This window comes from Bacillus sp. OTU530 (assembly GCF_038440375.1).
In genome coordinates this window covers 1-13,443 of sequence record NZ_JASATP010000027.1, presented here as the reverse complement: position 1 = coordinate 13,443, position 13,443 = coordinate 1, and the positions used below count along the sequence as shown (strand labels likewise).

Annotated in this window: 14 protein-coding genes; 12 read left to right on the top strand and 2 right to left on the bottom strand. The window is 40.4% G+C overall.

All coding sequences use genetic code 11. The annotated features are described in order from the left end of the window. Positions 1–498: 498 nt before the first annotated feature. From AAHB12_RS18850 to AAHB12_RS18835, 4 genes are all read left to right on the top strand, one after another. Positions 499–2,883 (top strand): xanthine dehydrogenase family protein molybdopterin-binding subunit, encoded by a 2,385-nt coding sequence (locus tag AAHB12_RS18850; RefSeq protein ID WP_342046475.1) that lies wholly within the window; start codon positions 499–501, stop codon positions 2,881–2,883. Further along, positions 2,870–3,715 (top strand): FAD binding domain-containing protein, encoded by an 846-nt coding sequence (locus AAHB12_RS18845; protein WP_129726358.1) that lies wholly within the window; start codon positions 2,870–2,872, stop codon positions 3,713–3,715. The genes AAHB12_RS18850 and AAHB12_RS18845 overlap by 14 nt, the downstream gene beginning before the upstream one ends. Continuing rightward, positions 3,706–4,179 (top strand): (2Fe-2S)-binding protein, encoded by a 474-nt coding sequence (locus AAHB12_RS18840; protein WP_205650879.1) that lies wholly within the window; start codon positions 3,706–3,708, stop codon positions 4,177–4,179. The genes AAHB12_RS18845 and AAHB12_RS18840 overlap by 10 nt, the downstream gene beginning before the upstream one ends. Before the next feature lie 74 nt (positions 4,180–4,253). Then, positions 4,254–5,330, top strand: coding sequence for an XdhC family protein (locus AAHB12_RS18835; RefSeq protein WP_342046471.1), 1,077 nt, complete (start codon positions 4,254–4,256; stop codon positions 5,328–5,330). A gap of 235 nt (positions 5,331–5,565) precedes the next feature. Here AAHB12_RS18835 and AAHB12_RS18830 read toward each other — a convergent pair whose 3' ends face one another. After that, positions 5,566–5,841 carry a hypothetical protein gene (locus AAHB12_RS18830; RefSeq protein ID WP_129726355.1) on the bottom strand — a complete coding sequence of 92 codons (276 nt, stop codon included), beginning with the start codon at positions 5,839–5,841 and terminating at the stop codon, positions 5,566–5,568. A 339-nt stretch (positions 5,842–6,180) separates the two neighbouring features. Between AAHB12_RS18830 and AAHB12_RS18825 the strand changes: the two genes are divergently transcribed. Together AAHB12_RS18825 and AAHB12_RS18820 are read left to right on the top strand one after the other, a co-directional pair. Next, on the top strand, positions 6,181–6,627 hold the full coding sequence (locus AAHB12_RS18825; protein ID WP_342046469.1) for an HRDC domain-containing protein: 447 nt from the start codon (positions 6,181–6,183) through the stop codon (positions 6,625–6,627). Next, positions 6,537–6,815, top strand: coding sequence for a helix-turn-helix domain-containing protein (locus tag AAHB12_RS18820; protein WP_342046467.1), 279 nt, complete (start codon positions 6,537–6,539; stop codon positions 6,813–6,815). The genes AAHB12_RS18825 and AAHB12_RS18820 overlap by 91 nt, the downstream gene beginning before the upstream one ends. 136 nt (positions 6,816–6,951) lie before the next feature. Here AAHB12_RS18820 and AAHB12_RS31885 read toward each other — a convergent pair whose 3' ends face one another. Continuing rightward, complete coding sequence (locus AAHB12_RS31885; RefSeq protein WP_446715588.1) at positions 6,952–7,152, bottom strand: hypothetical protein; 201 nt, start codon at positions 7,150–7,152, stop codon at positions 6,952–6,954. 360 nt (positions 7,153–7,512) lie between these two features. Here AAHB12_RS31885 and AAHB12_RS18815 point away from each other — a divergent pair, with 360 nt between their 5' ends. Genes AAHB12_RS18815 through AAHB12_RS18790 form a run of 6 tightly spaced genes read left to right on the top strand, consistent with a single transcriptional unit; the run spans position 7,513 to position 13,346 of the window. Beyond that, a complete protein-coding gene (locus AAHB12_RS18815; RefSeq protein WP_342046466.1) occupies positions 7,513–8,601 on the top strand; it encodes a LuxE/PaaK family acyltransferase in 1,089 nt (362 codons plus the stop codon). Continuing rightward, positions 8,598–10,046, top strand: a complete 1,449-nt coding sequence (locus AAHB12_RS18810; protein ID WP_342046464.1) for an acyl-CoA reductase — start codon at positions 8,598–8,600, stop codon at positions 10,044–10,046. Before AAHB12_RS18815 ends, AAHB12_RS18810 begins: the two co-directional genes overlap by 4 nt. An 11-nt stretch (positions 10,047–10,057) precedes the next feature. After that, positions 10,058–10,804, top strand: coding sequence for an ABC transporter ATP-binding protein (locus AAHB12_RS18805; protein ID WP_342046463.1), 747 nt, complete (start codon positions 10,058–10,060; stop codon positions 10,802–10,804). After that, positions 10,801–11,556, top strand: coding sequence for an ABC transporter permease (locus tag AAHB12_RS18800; RefSeq protein ID WP_342046461.1), 756 nt, complete (start codon positions 10,801–10,803; stop codon positions 11,554–11,556). The genes AAHB12_RS18805 and AAHB12_RS18800 overlap by 4 nt, the downstream gene beginning before the upstream one ends. Continuing rightward, the gene (locus AAHB12_RS18795) at positions 11,553–12,566 is read left to right on the top strand and encodes an ABC transporter substrate-binding protein (protein ID WP_342046460.1); all 1,014 of its coding nucleotides are present in this window, start codon (positions 11,553–11,555) and stop codon (positions 12,564–12,566) included. The genes AAHB12_RS18800 and AAHB12_RS18795 overlap by 4 nt, the downstream gene beginning before the upstream one ends. Before the next feature lie 12 nt (positions 12,567–12,578). Further along, complete coding sequence (locus tag AAHB12_RS18790) at positions 12,579–13,346, top strand: SDR family oxidoreductase (protein WP_342046459.1); 768 nt, start codon at positions 12,579–12,581, stop codon at positions 13,344–13,346. Positions 13,347–13,443: the final 97 nt, after the last annotated feature.

Below are 13,443 nucleotides of genomic sequence, written 5' to 3'. Positions count from 1 at the left end.
ACCAGCCTTAAAATTGGCGGATAAAGAAAACTCATCGATTGGCGAGCCATTCCCTTGGGCGAAGACAGAGGCGTAGTTGCCTTTATACTTTACGCCTAAAATTTCTCGCTACGACGAATTGTCTGCCAGCTAGAAATTACACTTTACCTCTAAAATTTCCTGATGTGTAAAATTCGATTTCACATAGAAATTTATACCTTATTCAAGTTTGAAAATAATGCCCATCAAATGAGATGGGTCTTCCTTTTCTACTTTCCCTTTTTCCTGTTGGGTTACGAGAAAAGAATTAAGCAGTGCAGCAAATGATATGCTAATTTATTTCATTAACAAAAGGATGTTCCTTTTGACTCAAGCATCGATGGATTTTTTCTCTACAAGCATCTGGAGTGAGCAGCCCTTTTCTCTTCTCTCTCACTTCATTACATATCACGGGTTCACAGTTCTAAAAAGATACTTCAATTAATACGATTTTATAGATGTGTGAAGAGGAGGGAACGTATGAAGCACTATCGTGTTATTGGAAAAAGTGTTCCCAAGAAAGAAAGCTGGGATAAGGTCTCCGGGAGAGTAAAGTATATTGATGATAAACAGGAAATCGGTACATTGCATGTAAAACTGTTAACGAGTGTGTATGCACATGCCTGTATAGAGAGTATTGAAACAGAGGAGGCTTGGAAGGTACCGGGTGTGCGTGCGATTGTAACGGGTGAAGACTATCCGATATTGGTTGGCACTACGATTAAGGATCGCCCGTTGCTTGCCTTTGAAAAGGTCCGATATTATGGAGAGCCAATCGCCATGGTCATAGCAGATACCGAAGCAATAGCCATTGAAGCCGTCACATTGATACATGTTACTTATAAAATGCTTCCTGTAGTGAATTCACCTTTGGAGGCGTATCAGAAGGATGCGCCATTGGTTCATGAAGATATAGAACAATATCTAATTGACCCGGAGCAGGAAACCACAGGGACATCCGGTGGTATACAACCAATACCTGGCACTAATATCGCAAATCGGCAAGGGATTCGCAAGGGCAATATTGAATTAGGGTTTGGTCGTTCTGACGTATTTGTTGAAGAAGTATTTTCTTTTCCACAATCTGATCATACAGCTATCGAGACAAGATGTGCCGAGGCAGAAATCAAGAAGTCCGGTGATGTTATTATAGACTCTGCCTCACAAGAACCGTTCGAAATGAGAGAGCTAATAAGTGAGACGTTTAATATAGATGAAGGAAAGGTGCACGTTCATATTCCGTTAGTCGGCGGGTCTTTTGGTGCTAAAACAAGTGTGCAATTAGAACTATTTGCTTATGTTGCTTCTAAGGCTGTAGGTGGAAGAAGGGTAAAGATCCGTAATAGCCGAGAAGAAGACATTGTTACATCAGCTGTCCATATTGGTTTACATGCAAAGGTTAAAATAGGGTGTACAAAGGAAGGGAAATTACAAGCAATAAAGCTCTTTTTCTTATTTGACGGAGGTGCCTATGCAGAAAGGGCAGTTCCTGTTACAAAGGCAGCAGCTTTTGATTGTACGGGGCCTTACTCCATAGAGAATGTATGGTGTGATTCACTATGTATGTATACAAATCATCCTTATGTAACGGATTTTCGGGGATTCGGACGTACGGAGGCTGCATTTGCAGTAGAACGAGCAATTGATATATTAGCCGATAAATTGGGAATGTGTCCATTGGAATTTCGTTTGAAAAATGCGGTTCAACCAGGTGATACATCTCCTACCCAAGTTCTTTTGACAAGAAGTAATCTTGGTAATATCAAAGAGTGTCTATTGAAGCTTAAGGAGCTTATTGCCTGGGATGAGGGACAAAGAATTAAAATTTCGGATCGAAAGATACGGGCAAAAGGAATTAGTTGTGCATGGAAGAATGGAGATCCACCACCAGGCGTTGGAGCGGGTGCGATAATAACCTTTAACTCAGACGGCAGTGTCAATATTAATAGTGCAGCAGTAGAAATAGGGCAAGGGACAAAAACAGTTTTAACGCAAATGGTTGCAGAAAAACTGAATATGAACGTTGATGATGTGTTTATTCAAATGGAAATAGATACACAGTTGAATCCTGAAAGTTGGGAGACAGCAGCGAGCCGCACTACGTATCTAGCTGGAAATGCAGTGCTACGAGCGGCAGAAGATGCAATAAGGCAATTAAAGGAAACTGCATCAGTTGTATTGGAATGTTCACCAGATAAGTTGGAGGTCGCTAACAAAAAAGTATTTGTAAGGACAGAACCAGATATTTCAATTGATTTTTCTGAGATTGTGTATGGCTATATATTTCCGGATGGTACTGTTGCAGGGACGCAAGTTATTGGAAGAGGGTCTTATATCATTCCTGGACTGACAGAGGTGAACCCTAAAACGGGAAAGGGCATTCAGGGACCTGAATGGGGAGTGGTGGCACAAGCGGTGGAAGTTGAATTTGACACAAGGGACAATACCTTTACGTTAATACGTGCAATTAGTGTTGCTGATGCCGGAAAGATCTTGAACTACAAAGGTGCCGAGACGCAGGTGACGGGTGCGATGAATATGGGATTAAGCTTTGCAACGAGAGAAGGATTTCTGTATGACGACCTAGGAAAAGTATTAACAACCCAATTTCGATCGTACAAAGTGATGCATTTTGGAGAGCAACCCGAATATATTGTACATTTCATTGAAAATCCGCATAAAGGTTCCCCGTATGGTTCACGGGGTCTTGGTGAACACGGTATTATGGGTATGCCTGCAGCGGTTGCGAATAGTTTATCTAAGGCAGCAAATGTTTCCCTCCGTCAGCTCCCTCTTACTCCAGAGTATATTTGGAGAACAAGATTACAGGAAAAAGAATGGGGGGGACCTAATGCTACACTTTAATTTTGACTATTATGATCCTTCAACTATAACCGAGGCAGTTCAGCTGTTTGTTAAGCTAGAGGAGGAAAGGAAAAATCCGTTATATTACGGGGGTGGAACGGAACTCCTTACTCTTGGGAGACTCAATCAGATTTTTACGAAGGCAGTAATCGATGTTAAGAGGATTCCTGAATGTAATGTCCTGGATGTTAAGCGGAATTCTGTAGTTGTTGGAGCAGCCCTTACCTTGACAGACCTTGCGGAATCGAAGGTATTTCCTTTTCTTGGTGAAACAGCTGCAGTGATAGGAGACCGTACATCTAGGAATCAAATTACATTCGGAGGAAATCTTGCTAGTGACATCATCTACCGCGAAGCTGTACTCCCATTATTACTAACTGATAGTACATTTGTTATTGCGGGTAATGAAGGGGTTCGTCATGTACCTGTCCAACAAATTTTTAAAGGAAGGCTGCACTTAAACAAAGGTGAATTTCTTGTCCAGGTAAAAACGGATGTGCAATATACGACATTGCCATTTTTTATTGTGAAAAAAAGAAAGAGTGAAAGGGTGGATTATCCACTTCTTACACTAGCATTATTAAAAACTAACACTTCTATTAGGTTAGCGGTGAGTGGATTATGTGAGTTTCCATTTCGCTCTATTGCCATGGAGAAGGAGATAAATAACACTGATTTACCCCTAGAAGAACGGATTGAAAGAGCATTATGTTGTATCCCGGCCCCTGTAATAGACGATATACGTGGTTCCTCGGAATATCGTCTATTTGTGCTTCGGAATACGCTATTCGATGGGTTGACTTATTTAGAAGGGGTGAGAACGTGGATATAAAACTTACTCTTCATATTAATGGTGAAAAACAGGAAACGGTTGTTAGAGCGGCAGATACGTTGTTAGATACATTAAGAGGCAATCTTGACTTAACAGGCGCCAAGCGAGGCTGTGAGAACGGGGATTGCGGTGCCTGTACAGTGCTTGCAGATGGTTTGCCTATCAAGTCGTGCATGATGTTGGCAGTGGATGCGTGCGGGAAAAAACTCACTACAATTGAAGGATTACACGACGCTCCTATACAGCATGCTTTTGTGGAGAAATGGGCATTTCAGTGCGGGTATTGCACTTCTGGCTTTATTATGAATGCACATTCGCTCGTGAATAACCATCCTGATGCAAATGATGCGGTCATAGAAGAATGGCTAAGCTCTAATATTTGCCGTTGTACTAGTTACCAAGAGATTAAAGAAGCTGTAAAATCAGTTTTAAATAAGGCACGTGAGCAGAATTTCTTCTTCTAAATATTTGTGTTAATGTCTGGATGTTGAGATGAGAATATGTTTTATGATAAAAGTATGGGGCGTCGGGTGATTATATGAGAGAATTCTACCGATATATAAAAATATTAACCACGCAAAATAATGATCACTTCGTTAGGGGAACCGTTATTCAAGTGCTGGGATCAGCCTATCGGCATGAAGGTGCCATGATGTTCTTTGGAAAAGATGGCAGTCTTTTCGGTACTTTAAGTGCAGGCTGTTTAGAAGAGGATTTATCCTATCATGCAGCAGAAGTGATGGGCACTTTACAGTCTAAGATTGTTGAGTATGACTTGTCCACTGATAATGATATACTTTGGGGCACTGGAGCAGGCTGTAATGGACAAATTAAAATTCTCTTAGAACCATTTGGCTGGAACCATATACCTCCTAACCACAGCCAACCAGTATTGCCCAGAATAGAGCGGCTTCTAGACGATGGAAAAACAGTTTTTGTAGCAAGAAGCATAGAAGGAAAAGTAGAACCAGGGACTACATTTTTTTGTTCCGATGATCAAATGGAAATCGGTCAGACAGAAAATACAGACATCCTGCAAAGAATGGTAGACCATTTAGAAGAGTTTGCATCTTCCGGTACACATTTTCAGTGTACCTTCATGCATGATATGGAAAGTAAATTTATCTTCGAACGACTTGAACCAAAGGATGCACTATATATTTTTGGTGCGGGTCCAGATGTGGAACCTGTTGTTAAACTAACCTCAGCTTTTGATTTTTCGACAACAGTAATTGACCCAAGAAGCAGCAGGTGTAATCGAACTTTCTTTCCATCAGCCGACTCCATAATTAATGAGCATCCCGAAGTGTTTTTTAATAAAAACAAGATTCGAGAAAATAGTTATGTCTTAATAATGACCCATAATTTTTCTCGAGATAAACAAATACTAGAGTTGCTTTCAGAACAACCTTCTCCCTGCTATATTGGAATCTTAGGCCCTAGGGTGAGAACAGACCGTTTACTCCCTCCGAAACAACTGCTTAATAAAATATATTCCCCAGTGGGTCTAAATATAGGTGCAGAAGGACCAGAGGAAATTAGCATAAGTATCATGGCACAGTTGATACAGGTTAGAAAGCAAAATTCGATGAAAACCAATGTTTTTTTCAAATAAATGGTTTCCATTCTGTCCTGCGCTTGTCAAGATAAGCTTTAGGTGAGGGACATATCTTCTCTGAGCATGCCAATTGTTCATGCAATATGACACGTATATAAACAAAAATGCCTACGTCAATATGAAGACGTAAGCGGTGTAAGTTGTTTAGTGCTATGTGACAGCAAAAAGTACAAAAGAATGGGGGCACTTGGGACATTCGAAGGTCTTTAGATGCCCTTAAGCAGATGTTCCTTTAAAACACAGGACCATGTGAGATTGTTGGAAATTTCCTTGGGTAAATGGGAATAGTTCCTATCGGAGTGATCTGTTTTGGAGCAGGGTTCAATACGACTGGAATAGGAGGAAGAAGAGAAGGACCAATCTTATTACTTTTTCGATCTTGTTGATTACCTTGACCATTAAGTAACTCCAGAATGTGTTCATTAGAGTATTCATTCTTATTATGAATGTCATTGTTCTTATGTTTAGGACCAAAGAAAAAATCATCAAACTTACTTTTAGAAGCCATATCATCACTCCTGAATTAAAAGTTTTTCATGATGTATATCCAATATATACAAAATTCGATTAATTGATTGGGCTGGATGAAGAAACTTTAAAGGTAATATGTAGAATTAAGTAACCTTGGGTTGCTGTTCTGTTTAGGGACTTAAAAAATAATGTAGATTGTTACAAACAATACGAGAAATATGTCATATAAATATTCACAAAAAATAAGAAGGTATGGTGTATTTAAAAAGTTAATAGAAACAAAACATTCATTGATGAAATGTAACATACTGTTACATATTGATCCTGTTCGTTTCATTCTCTATGGCGGGAAGTGCTTGTCAGCAAGGAGCGGGTGATGCGCAAGGAAGCGATGGTAGTGACGCGCGTTGTAGCTGATGATGCACTGTTTACGGCATTGCGGCAAGTGCGTAAAGAAATTGCTGCTGAGGAGCAGGTGCCGCCGTTTGTTATCGTGTCGGACGAGACACTGCGTGATTTGTGCACGAAGCTGCCGCAAACAAAAGAAGCGCTGCTTGGCGTAAAAGGAATTGGCGCAACGAAACAGGAACGGTATGGAGCGCGCTTTTTACAGGTTATCGCGGACTATTTGGGAAGCAATCCGTCCTACGCTCCGGCTGTGGAAGTACAGGAGCAGCCAAAGGAAAAAGAGAAGGCGGCGAAACAGCCATCGCATTTGGCGACATATGAGAGATGTACCAGCAGGGGAAAAGTATGCAGGAGATTGCGGATGAGCGTCAGTTATCCCGGATTACGATTGAAAATCATATTATACAATGTTTAGAGGAAGGTCTGACGGTGTCGTGGGAGAATATTTTGACACCGGAGCAGGAGTCGCTTATTCAAGAAGCCGTATCGCGTGTAGGGACGGACAAGCTAAAGCCCATTAAAGATGAGCTGCCATCTGACATCAGCTATTTTATGATTAAAGCTGCATTGGTAAAGGCAGCGTCGGCTATGAATATGAGGTAAACCTAGAGTTGTAGGAGATTTAGTAGGAACCAGCATGGGAAAACAACATTCGTCAGGATCCAGTTTTAAATTTTTAGATTAACCATGTTTCACCAGCGAATCTTGCTGGTGTTTTCTTGTGTTATAGGAACAAATATTAAGAGACGACAACGCGAACGCCTTTTACGAGATTTTTTCTAAGTCTTTGCAGTTCACATCTCAGCAGGTCTTGGGAACTGTCTATTTCCTCATATAGCTCATACTGCCAACCTTGTTTTACCGCGATTCCTATTAGATACTCTTTGTGTTTTTTAAGGTCTTGTATCCCATCTTCAGCCCTAGATTTACGAAGATAAATTACGGCATAAATAAACTATCCCAAGTTGCTTCATAGACAGTTAACGGAGCAGTTCAGTTGAAGAAGAGAACTTAATCTATTGCGTTTTTGTTAAAGAAAGAGTAGAATTCTCATATGTCGAGTTGGCAGCTTCTTAGTGCCTTATTACATCTTGTATTGGATTGAATAGGCTTACATAAACCTTAGCTTATATTTGTATATCGGGAGTCTGTGGTATCAGGCTGAGAGTACGGCTAATCTGTCGTAGACCGTTGAACCTGTTGGGTAATGCCAGCGTAGGAAAAGTGATGAAGAGGATATTTATGCACTTTGCTTACGCAAAGTGCATTTTTTTATATTAGGAAGAAGGGTTTGGAGACAATGGAACAGCAACAAGAAATCATGGAACATGTTCTGCGTTTTATACAAAGGGATAGCTCTGATGAGAATGACTTTAATGAACAAGCATTACAGCTATTTTTATATCAGTATCAATATAATTTACCCTATCGTTCGTTCTGTATGCAAAAGGGTAAGACACCGAGAATGGTCAAATCGTGGCGAGATATTCCTGCAGTTCCAATCAATGCCTTTAAAGATGTGACATTAAGTTGTACAGATTCGGAGCAGGCCGAAGCTATCTTCATGACAAGTGGTACTACGAAAGGGATAAGGGGAAAACACTATCATCCTACTTTGCATGTGTACGATCAGTCGATGATTCAGAACTTTCAGCAAAGATTCATGAAGGGGCTCAATAAAATTCGTATCGGTGTTCTTTTTCCAACAGCAACAGAGATGCCTAACTCCTCTTTGGCTCATTATTTATCCTTAGCTGTACAACACTTCGGTACAGAGGATAGCCATTATTTAATTAACAATGACGGAGTGGATATTGAGCGTTTCATACAAGAATGCAGACATGCCGAGGAAACAGGAGAACCATATGCTCTTATTGGAGCGAGCTTTAGTTTTGTTCATATGCTTGAGGAATTAGGACGTATTGGTAAAACATTTTCCTTGCCTAAAGGAAGTAGAATTCTTGATACGGGTGGTTTTAAAAAGCAATCTAAGGAAATGGAGCTAGACGATTTTTACAAGCTGCTTTCTGATGCTTTAGGAGTAGACCGTGCGGATTGCATCAATATGTACGGCATGACTGAACTGAGTACACAGTTTTATGATGATGGAAATGAGACAGTGCCATCAGTCAAGTCCGGACCTAATTGGATACAGACAAGGGTGATTAACCCGTTGACCGGTGAGGCAGTCCAAAAAGGAGAACGCGGAGTACTTGTACATTGTGATTTAGCCAATTTTAATTCTGTGACGACCATCTTAACTGAAGATGTAGGAATAGAGGTAGATAATGGTTTTCTTCTATTAGGAAGGGTGCAAGGAACTGCGGCAAAGGGCTGTTCTATTGCAGTGGAGGAATTTTTGCATGCAGCTAAGGGGCACTCAAAATGAGAGTACAGGCAGGTTACCTTCCGAATATCGGAGAAAACGAGTTTAAATATAAAGTTTTAAAGTATCGCAATAAGGATGAAGAAATAGCGGTGGAAATTCCGCTTTTAACGACGGAACAGATGAATAAAGTCATTCAAAAAGTGAAACAGGCTAGTGCTGAAACTTTAAAATGCTATTCAAGTACGGAAATTGTGAACATTATTGATCAAGTAATCGAACGATTGCTTGATCGAGGTACCGTGTATCGCCAAATGGCTGAACGATTTTTACCAATCGTAACTGGTTATGACAAAGAAATTATTCGTCTTGGTCTCACGTCTTACTTAAAAACATTTCGAAAGCATGAACTTCAACGATTTTTAGTAGAGGATTTAGGAAATCCTTTATTACTTGATAATTTTCAGCCTCGTGTAAAAGGAGGGTTTTCAAAAGCTTTCGGGCCTGATCTTATTACTCATATTTGGTCTGGAAATGTTCCTGCTTTGCCTTTATGGAGCTTTATTTCAGGTTTGTTAGTCAAAGCTGGAAATATCGGAAAGGTACCTAGTGCAGAGCCGCTGTTTGCAGGATGGTTTGCTCACTTAATCGTTGAAGTTGAACCGAAATTAGCTGACTGTTTTGCCGTTGTTTGGTGGAAAGGCGGAGATGAGGAACGTGAGGAGGCTTTATTCCAACAAGCCGATGTTGTGGTTGGGTATGGCGGAAATGATTCGTTGCAATCTTTACAGCAGCGAATGCCGATAACAACTCGTTTTTTGCCCTTTGGCCACAAAATAAGCTTTGGGATCGTTTCAAAACTAAGTCTTGATTCCAGAAAAGCATGGCAATCCGTACATCAAGCGGCTCTTGATGTTATCCGGTATGATCAGCAAGGCTGCTATTCACCTCATATTTTCTATGTACAAGAGGGAGGAAATGTTTCTCCAAGGGAATTTGTTAGATATATGGCGAATGAATTGGAGAATTTCCAGAAGCGTTATCCGCGTCGGGATCTTTCTATGGAGGAATCAGTGTCCTTATCTTCATGGAGACAAAAAGAAGAGATGAGTATGTTTAACCAGCTTGATAAAGAAGTACTCGGGAATGAGACAAATGACTGGACTGTTGTCTATGAAAAGGAACTGGACTTTGCACCAAGTTGTCTGAACCGAGTCATTAAAGTGATTTCATTTGAAAGTATAGATGACATTCTGCCTTTGCTTGCACCTTATCGATCTTTTCTTCAGACAGTTGGTGTAGCTGCAAACCCAAAGGAATTATTTCAATGGGCAGAATTGTTAGGAAAAAGCGGAGTTACACGTATCACTGCTTTGGGAAGCATGACCTCACCTGAGGCTGCTTGGCACCATGATGGCCGATTTAATCTATTAGATTTAGTGAACATAGTGGACATTGAGTCTTCTGCGGAGGATTATAGTGAACAATTTGCCCCTTATGTTGATTAGGAGGTAGCAACATGAGTTTTTTAACAATCAATAATGTAACCTATAGCTATCAGGGACAGAATGTAATCATCGATAGGGTAAATTGGGAAATGAAAAAAGGAGAGTTTCATTGTTTGCTAGGGAAAAGCGGCTGTGGAAAGACGACTTTATTAAAGCTCGCTTCAGGCTTACTCCAGTCTGATACAGGAAATATACAGCTGCAAGGAAAGCAGGTAACAGAACCTTCTCATGAATGTGGATTTGTTTTTCAATCTCCTACCTTATTAGAGTGGAAAACGGTAATAGATAATGTATTGCTGCCTATCTCCCTTAGACGAAAGGTGACTTTATCGGACCGGGAGCATGCTGCTCAATTACTGGAACTAGTAGGGCTTTCCTCGCAGTTCGAACGCTATCCTCTCCAGTTATCTGGTGGACAACAGAGCCGGGTTGCATTAGCTAGAGCCTTGATTCAAAAACCATCCATGCTATTTTTGGATGAACCGTTTGCAGCATTGGATGCCATCACTCGAGAAGAGCTGCAGGATGATGTTTTGCGAATTTGCAATCTTCAAAATACAACGGTTCTATTTATTACACATGATATTTCAGAAGCGGTCTACCTTTCTGACCGTGTTGCGGTTATGGAACAAGGGAAGATTATCTATGCATCAGATGTAAATCTTACAAAGCCACGTACATTCAAAACAAGACATGATGCTGGCTTTAACGAATTATGCTTACAGATACGTCAAGTGATGAGTGGAGGGCAGCCATGAGAAATGTAAGACTATATTCTCTCCTCCTGTTGTTTGTGTTACTTGCTCTTTGGGAAATGTTAGCGAAAAATATGTCAGAGCTGGTATTACCTGCACCCTCTGTTATCTTCTTTACTATGCTAGATGGAATGCGGAGCGGCTATTTGTTCCCTCATATCATTCGGACGACATTAGAGGTTGTACTAGGTCTATTTTGTGGGAGCTTGTTTGGATTTTTCTTTGGAATTTTAATGGGCGAAGTAGCATTTTTACGAAAACTGCTTTTTCCATATGTGATCGCTAGCCAAGCTGTGCCAAAGCTTGCGTTGGCCCCGTTGTTTATCCTTTGGTTTGGATTTGGGATGACTTCAAAAGTTGTCATTACAGCTCTTATTTGTTTTTTCCCTTTATTGGAGAATACAGTAACAGCGATTCAATATGTAGATAAGCAGAAGGAAGAGCTATTTCGAATGCTGAAAGCGAGCCGTTGGCAAACTTTAATTCATTTGAAAATCCCAGCTGGCATGCCCGGTATACTGGCAGGGCTTCGGGTGGCTGTAGTACTGGCAGTAGTAGGGGCGGTTGTCGGGGAATTCATTGGCGGCAGTGAAGGGCTAGGAGCGTTAATTATCGCATCACAAGGAATGATGGACACTCCTTTAATGTTTGTATCGTTACTTTTGTTAACCATCATAGGTATGTTTTTATACCAATTGGTTGCTATATTGGAAAAAAGATGGCTAAAGCCATATACAAGGGAGAAAAGAAAATGAAGATGAAACATGTATTAGCGGTAGTACTACTATTTGTAACCGTGCTGATTTCAGCTTGCAGCGCAGAAGAGAAAAAAGACGCAGCAAAAAAAACAGTTGAAAAAGAAAGCCTTAAGGTAGCCATTTGGAGTAAGCCAATAACAGAGCAAACGAATCTATTGGTGGATAAGAAGAAAGGATTTTTTGCAGATAATGGTTTAGACGTAACAGTGATTCCTGGTGCCGGCGGTGGAGATGCAATCAAGAATATTCTTTCCGGACAGGCTGACATTGCATTTACAGATCCAGGTTCTGTATATTCTTCTTTGGATAAGGGGGAAAAATTAAAGGTTATTTACAACATCTATCCCCAAAATGTATTTAATATTGTGTCGCTGAAAACAAGTAATATTACAAAGCCTGAAGATTTAAAGGGAAAAACGATTGGCGTATATAGTTTATCAAGTGGTACTCGCCAAAACTTGCTTGTATTGCTAAATCAAGTAGGTATTTCTGAAAAGGATGTCAAGATTGTCGAAACAGGTATTGCTAACTTTGCACCATTGATGCAAGGACAAGTAGATGCGACAGCTGCAACTGATACAGGTTTGGCAGTTGCAAAACAAAAGGGCTTAGGAGAAGTAAATGTGATTGATGTAAAAGATCACTTGAATATTCCGAGCGATGTATTTGTTGTGACAGAAAAAACCTATGAAGAAAAGAAAGACGTGTTAAAGAAGTTTTTAGAATCCTATAAAAATAGTGCAGAGTGGATGATTAAAAATCCAGAAGAAGCTGCTTCTTTAGCGAAAACGTATGCAATTGATGGAAAAGATGAAAAACAAAACTTAGAAATGATTAAACTTCGTAACGCTTCAACTATATCGGAGTTAACAGAGAAAAACGGATTAGGAGCACTTGATACAACTATTCTTCAGCAAGGTGCAGATACGTATCAAACATTAGGCCTAATCACACAGAAGCTAAATATGGAAGAGGTTGTAACGAAAGAGCTGCTTCCTAAAAAGTAATGGAGGAATCCTATGGGGAAATTTCAAGGAAAAGTGGTCCTAATCACAGGGGCTAGCCGAGGGATTGGCGCGGCTATTGCGCGGGCCTTTGCAAAGGAAAAGGCTTTTGTCATTGTGAATTATCTCCAAAACAAGGAGGCTGCTGAACAGGTAGTCTCCTCCTGTATAGAGCTTGGAGGGGATGCTTGGGCTTTTCAGACAGATGTCACATCTGAGCAGGCTGTTCAAGGGATGATTGAGCAAGTCCTCTTAGAAATGGGAAGAATTGATGTTGTGGTAAACAATGCTTTCAAACCGTATATTTTCAATCCTGATGATCGTAAAATGTTTTGGGAGTTAAAATGGGAAGATTACCAAAGCCAGCTCGATGGAGCGCTTCGTTCTACTCATTATATGTGTCAAGCAGTTCTTCCTGCTATGAAAAAGCAAAGTCAGGGAAGTATTATCAATATCATTAGTAATTTAGTTGAAAGACCGATTGTCCCTTATCATGAATATAATACGGCGAAAACAGCCTTAATGGGATATAGTCGCAATCTAGCAACTGAACTAGGACCTTTTGGTATTCGAGTCAACTGTGTAGCACCGGGGCTTGTTTACCCAACAGATGCAAGCAGGTTTACAAAGGAAGATATGAAGGAAATGATTATTGCTCAAACTCCGCTCCGCAGAATTGCTCTTCCTGAGGATATAGCGGGTCCTGTTTTATTTTTAGCTTCAGATTGGAGTCAGTTTGTAACAGGACAAACCTTGATTGTCGATGGTGGTTTTGTGATGTAGACCGTACAAGTAATGTATTGCTGCGTTTGATATGCTAGGTTTATATAATGTGAATATTAATGCTTTTAAGAGGCCGTCTAATGATGCCTCTTTTTAT

Excerpts from the sequence above, each read along its gene's own strand:
- AAHB12_RS18825 (WP_342046469.1), top strand. The coding sequence starts at position 6,181 with ATGCGCAAGGAAGCGATGGTAGTGACGCGCGTTGTAGCTGATGATGCA.
- AAHB12_RS18795 (WP_342046460.1), top strand. The coding sequence starts at position 11,553 with ATGAAGATGAAACATGTATTAGCGGTAGTACTACTATTTGTAACCGTG.
- AAHB12_RS18790 (WP_342046459.1), top strand. The coding sequence starts at position 12,579 with ATGGGGAAATTTCAAGGAAAAGTGGTCCTAATCACAGGGGCTAGCCGA.
- AAHB12_RS18850 (WP_342046475.1), top strand. The coding sequence starts at position 499 with ATGAAGCACTATCGTGTTATTGGAAAAAGTGTTCCCAAGAAAGAAAGC.
- AAHB12_RS18820 (WP_342046467.1), top strand. The coding sequence starts at position 6,537 with ATGTACCAGCAGGGGAAAAGTATGCAGGAGATTGCGGATGAGCGTCAG.
- AAHB12_RS18835 (WP_342046471.1), top strand. The coding sequence starts at position 4,254 with ATGAGAGAATTCTACCGATATATAAAAATATTAACCACGCAAAATAAT.
- AAHB12_RS18845 (WP_129726358.1), top strand. The coding sequence starts at position 2,870 with ATGCTACACTTTAATTTTGACTATTATGATCCTTCAACTATAACCGAG.
- AAHB12_RS18810 (WP_342046464.1), top strand. The coding sequence starts at position 8,598 with ATGAGAGTACAGGCAGGTTACCTTCCGAATATCGGAGAAAACGAGTTT.
- AAHB12_RS18800 (WP_342046461.1), top strand. The coding sequence starts at position 10,801 with ATGAGAAATGTAAGACTATATTCTCTCCTCCTGTTGTTTGTGTTACTT.
- AAHB12_RS18805 (WP_342046463.1), top strand. The coding sequence starts at position 10,058 with ATGAGTTTTTTAACAATCAATAATGTAACCTATAGCTATCAGGGACAG.
- AAHB12_RS18815 (WP_342046466.1), top strand. The coding sequence starts at position 7,513 with ATGGAACAGCAACAAGAAATCATGGAACATGTTCTGCGTTTTATACAA.
- AAHB12_RS18830 (WP_129726355.1), bottom strand. The coding sequence starts at position 5,841 with ATGGCTTCTAAAAGTAAGTTTGATGATTTTTTCTTTGGTCCTAAACAT.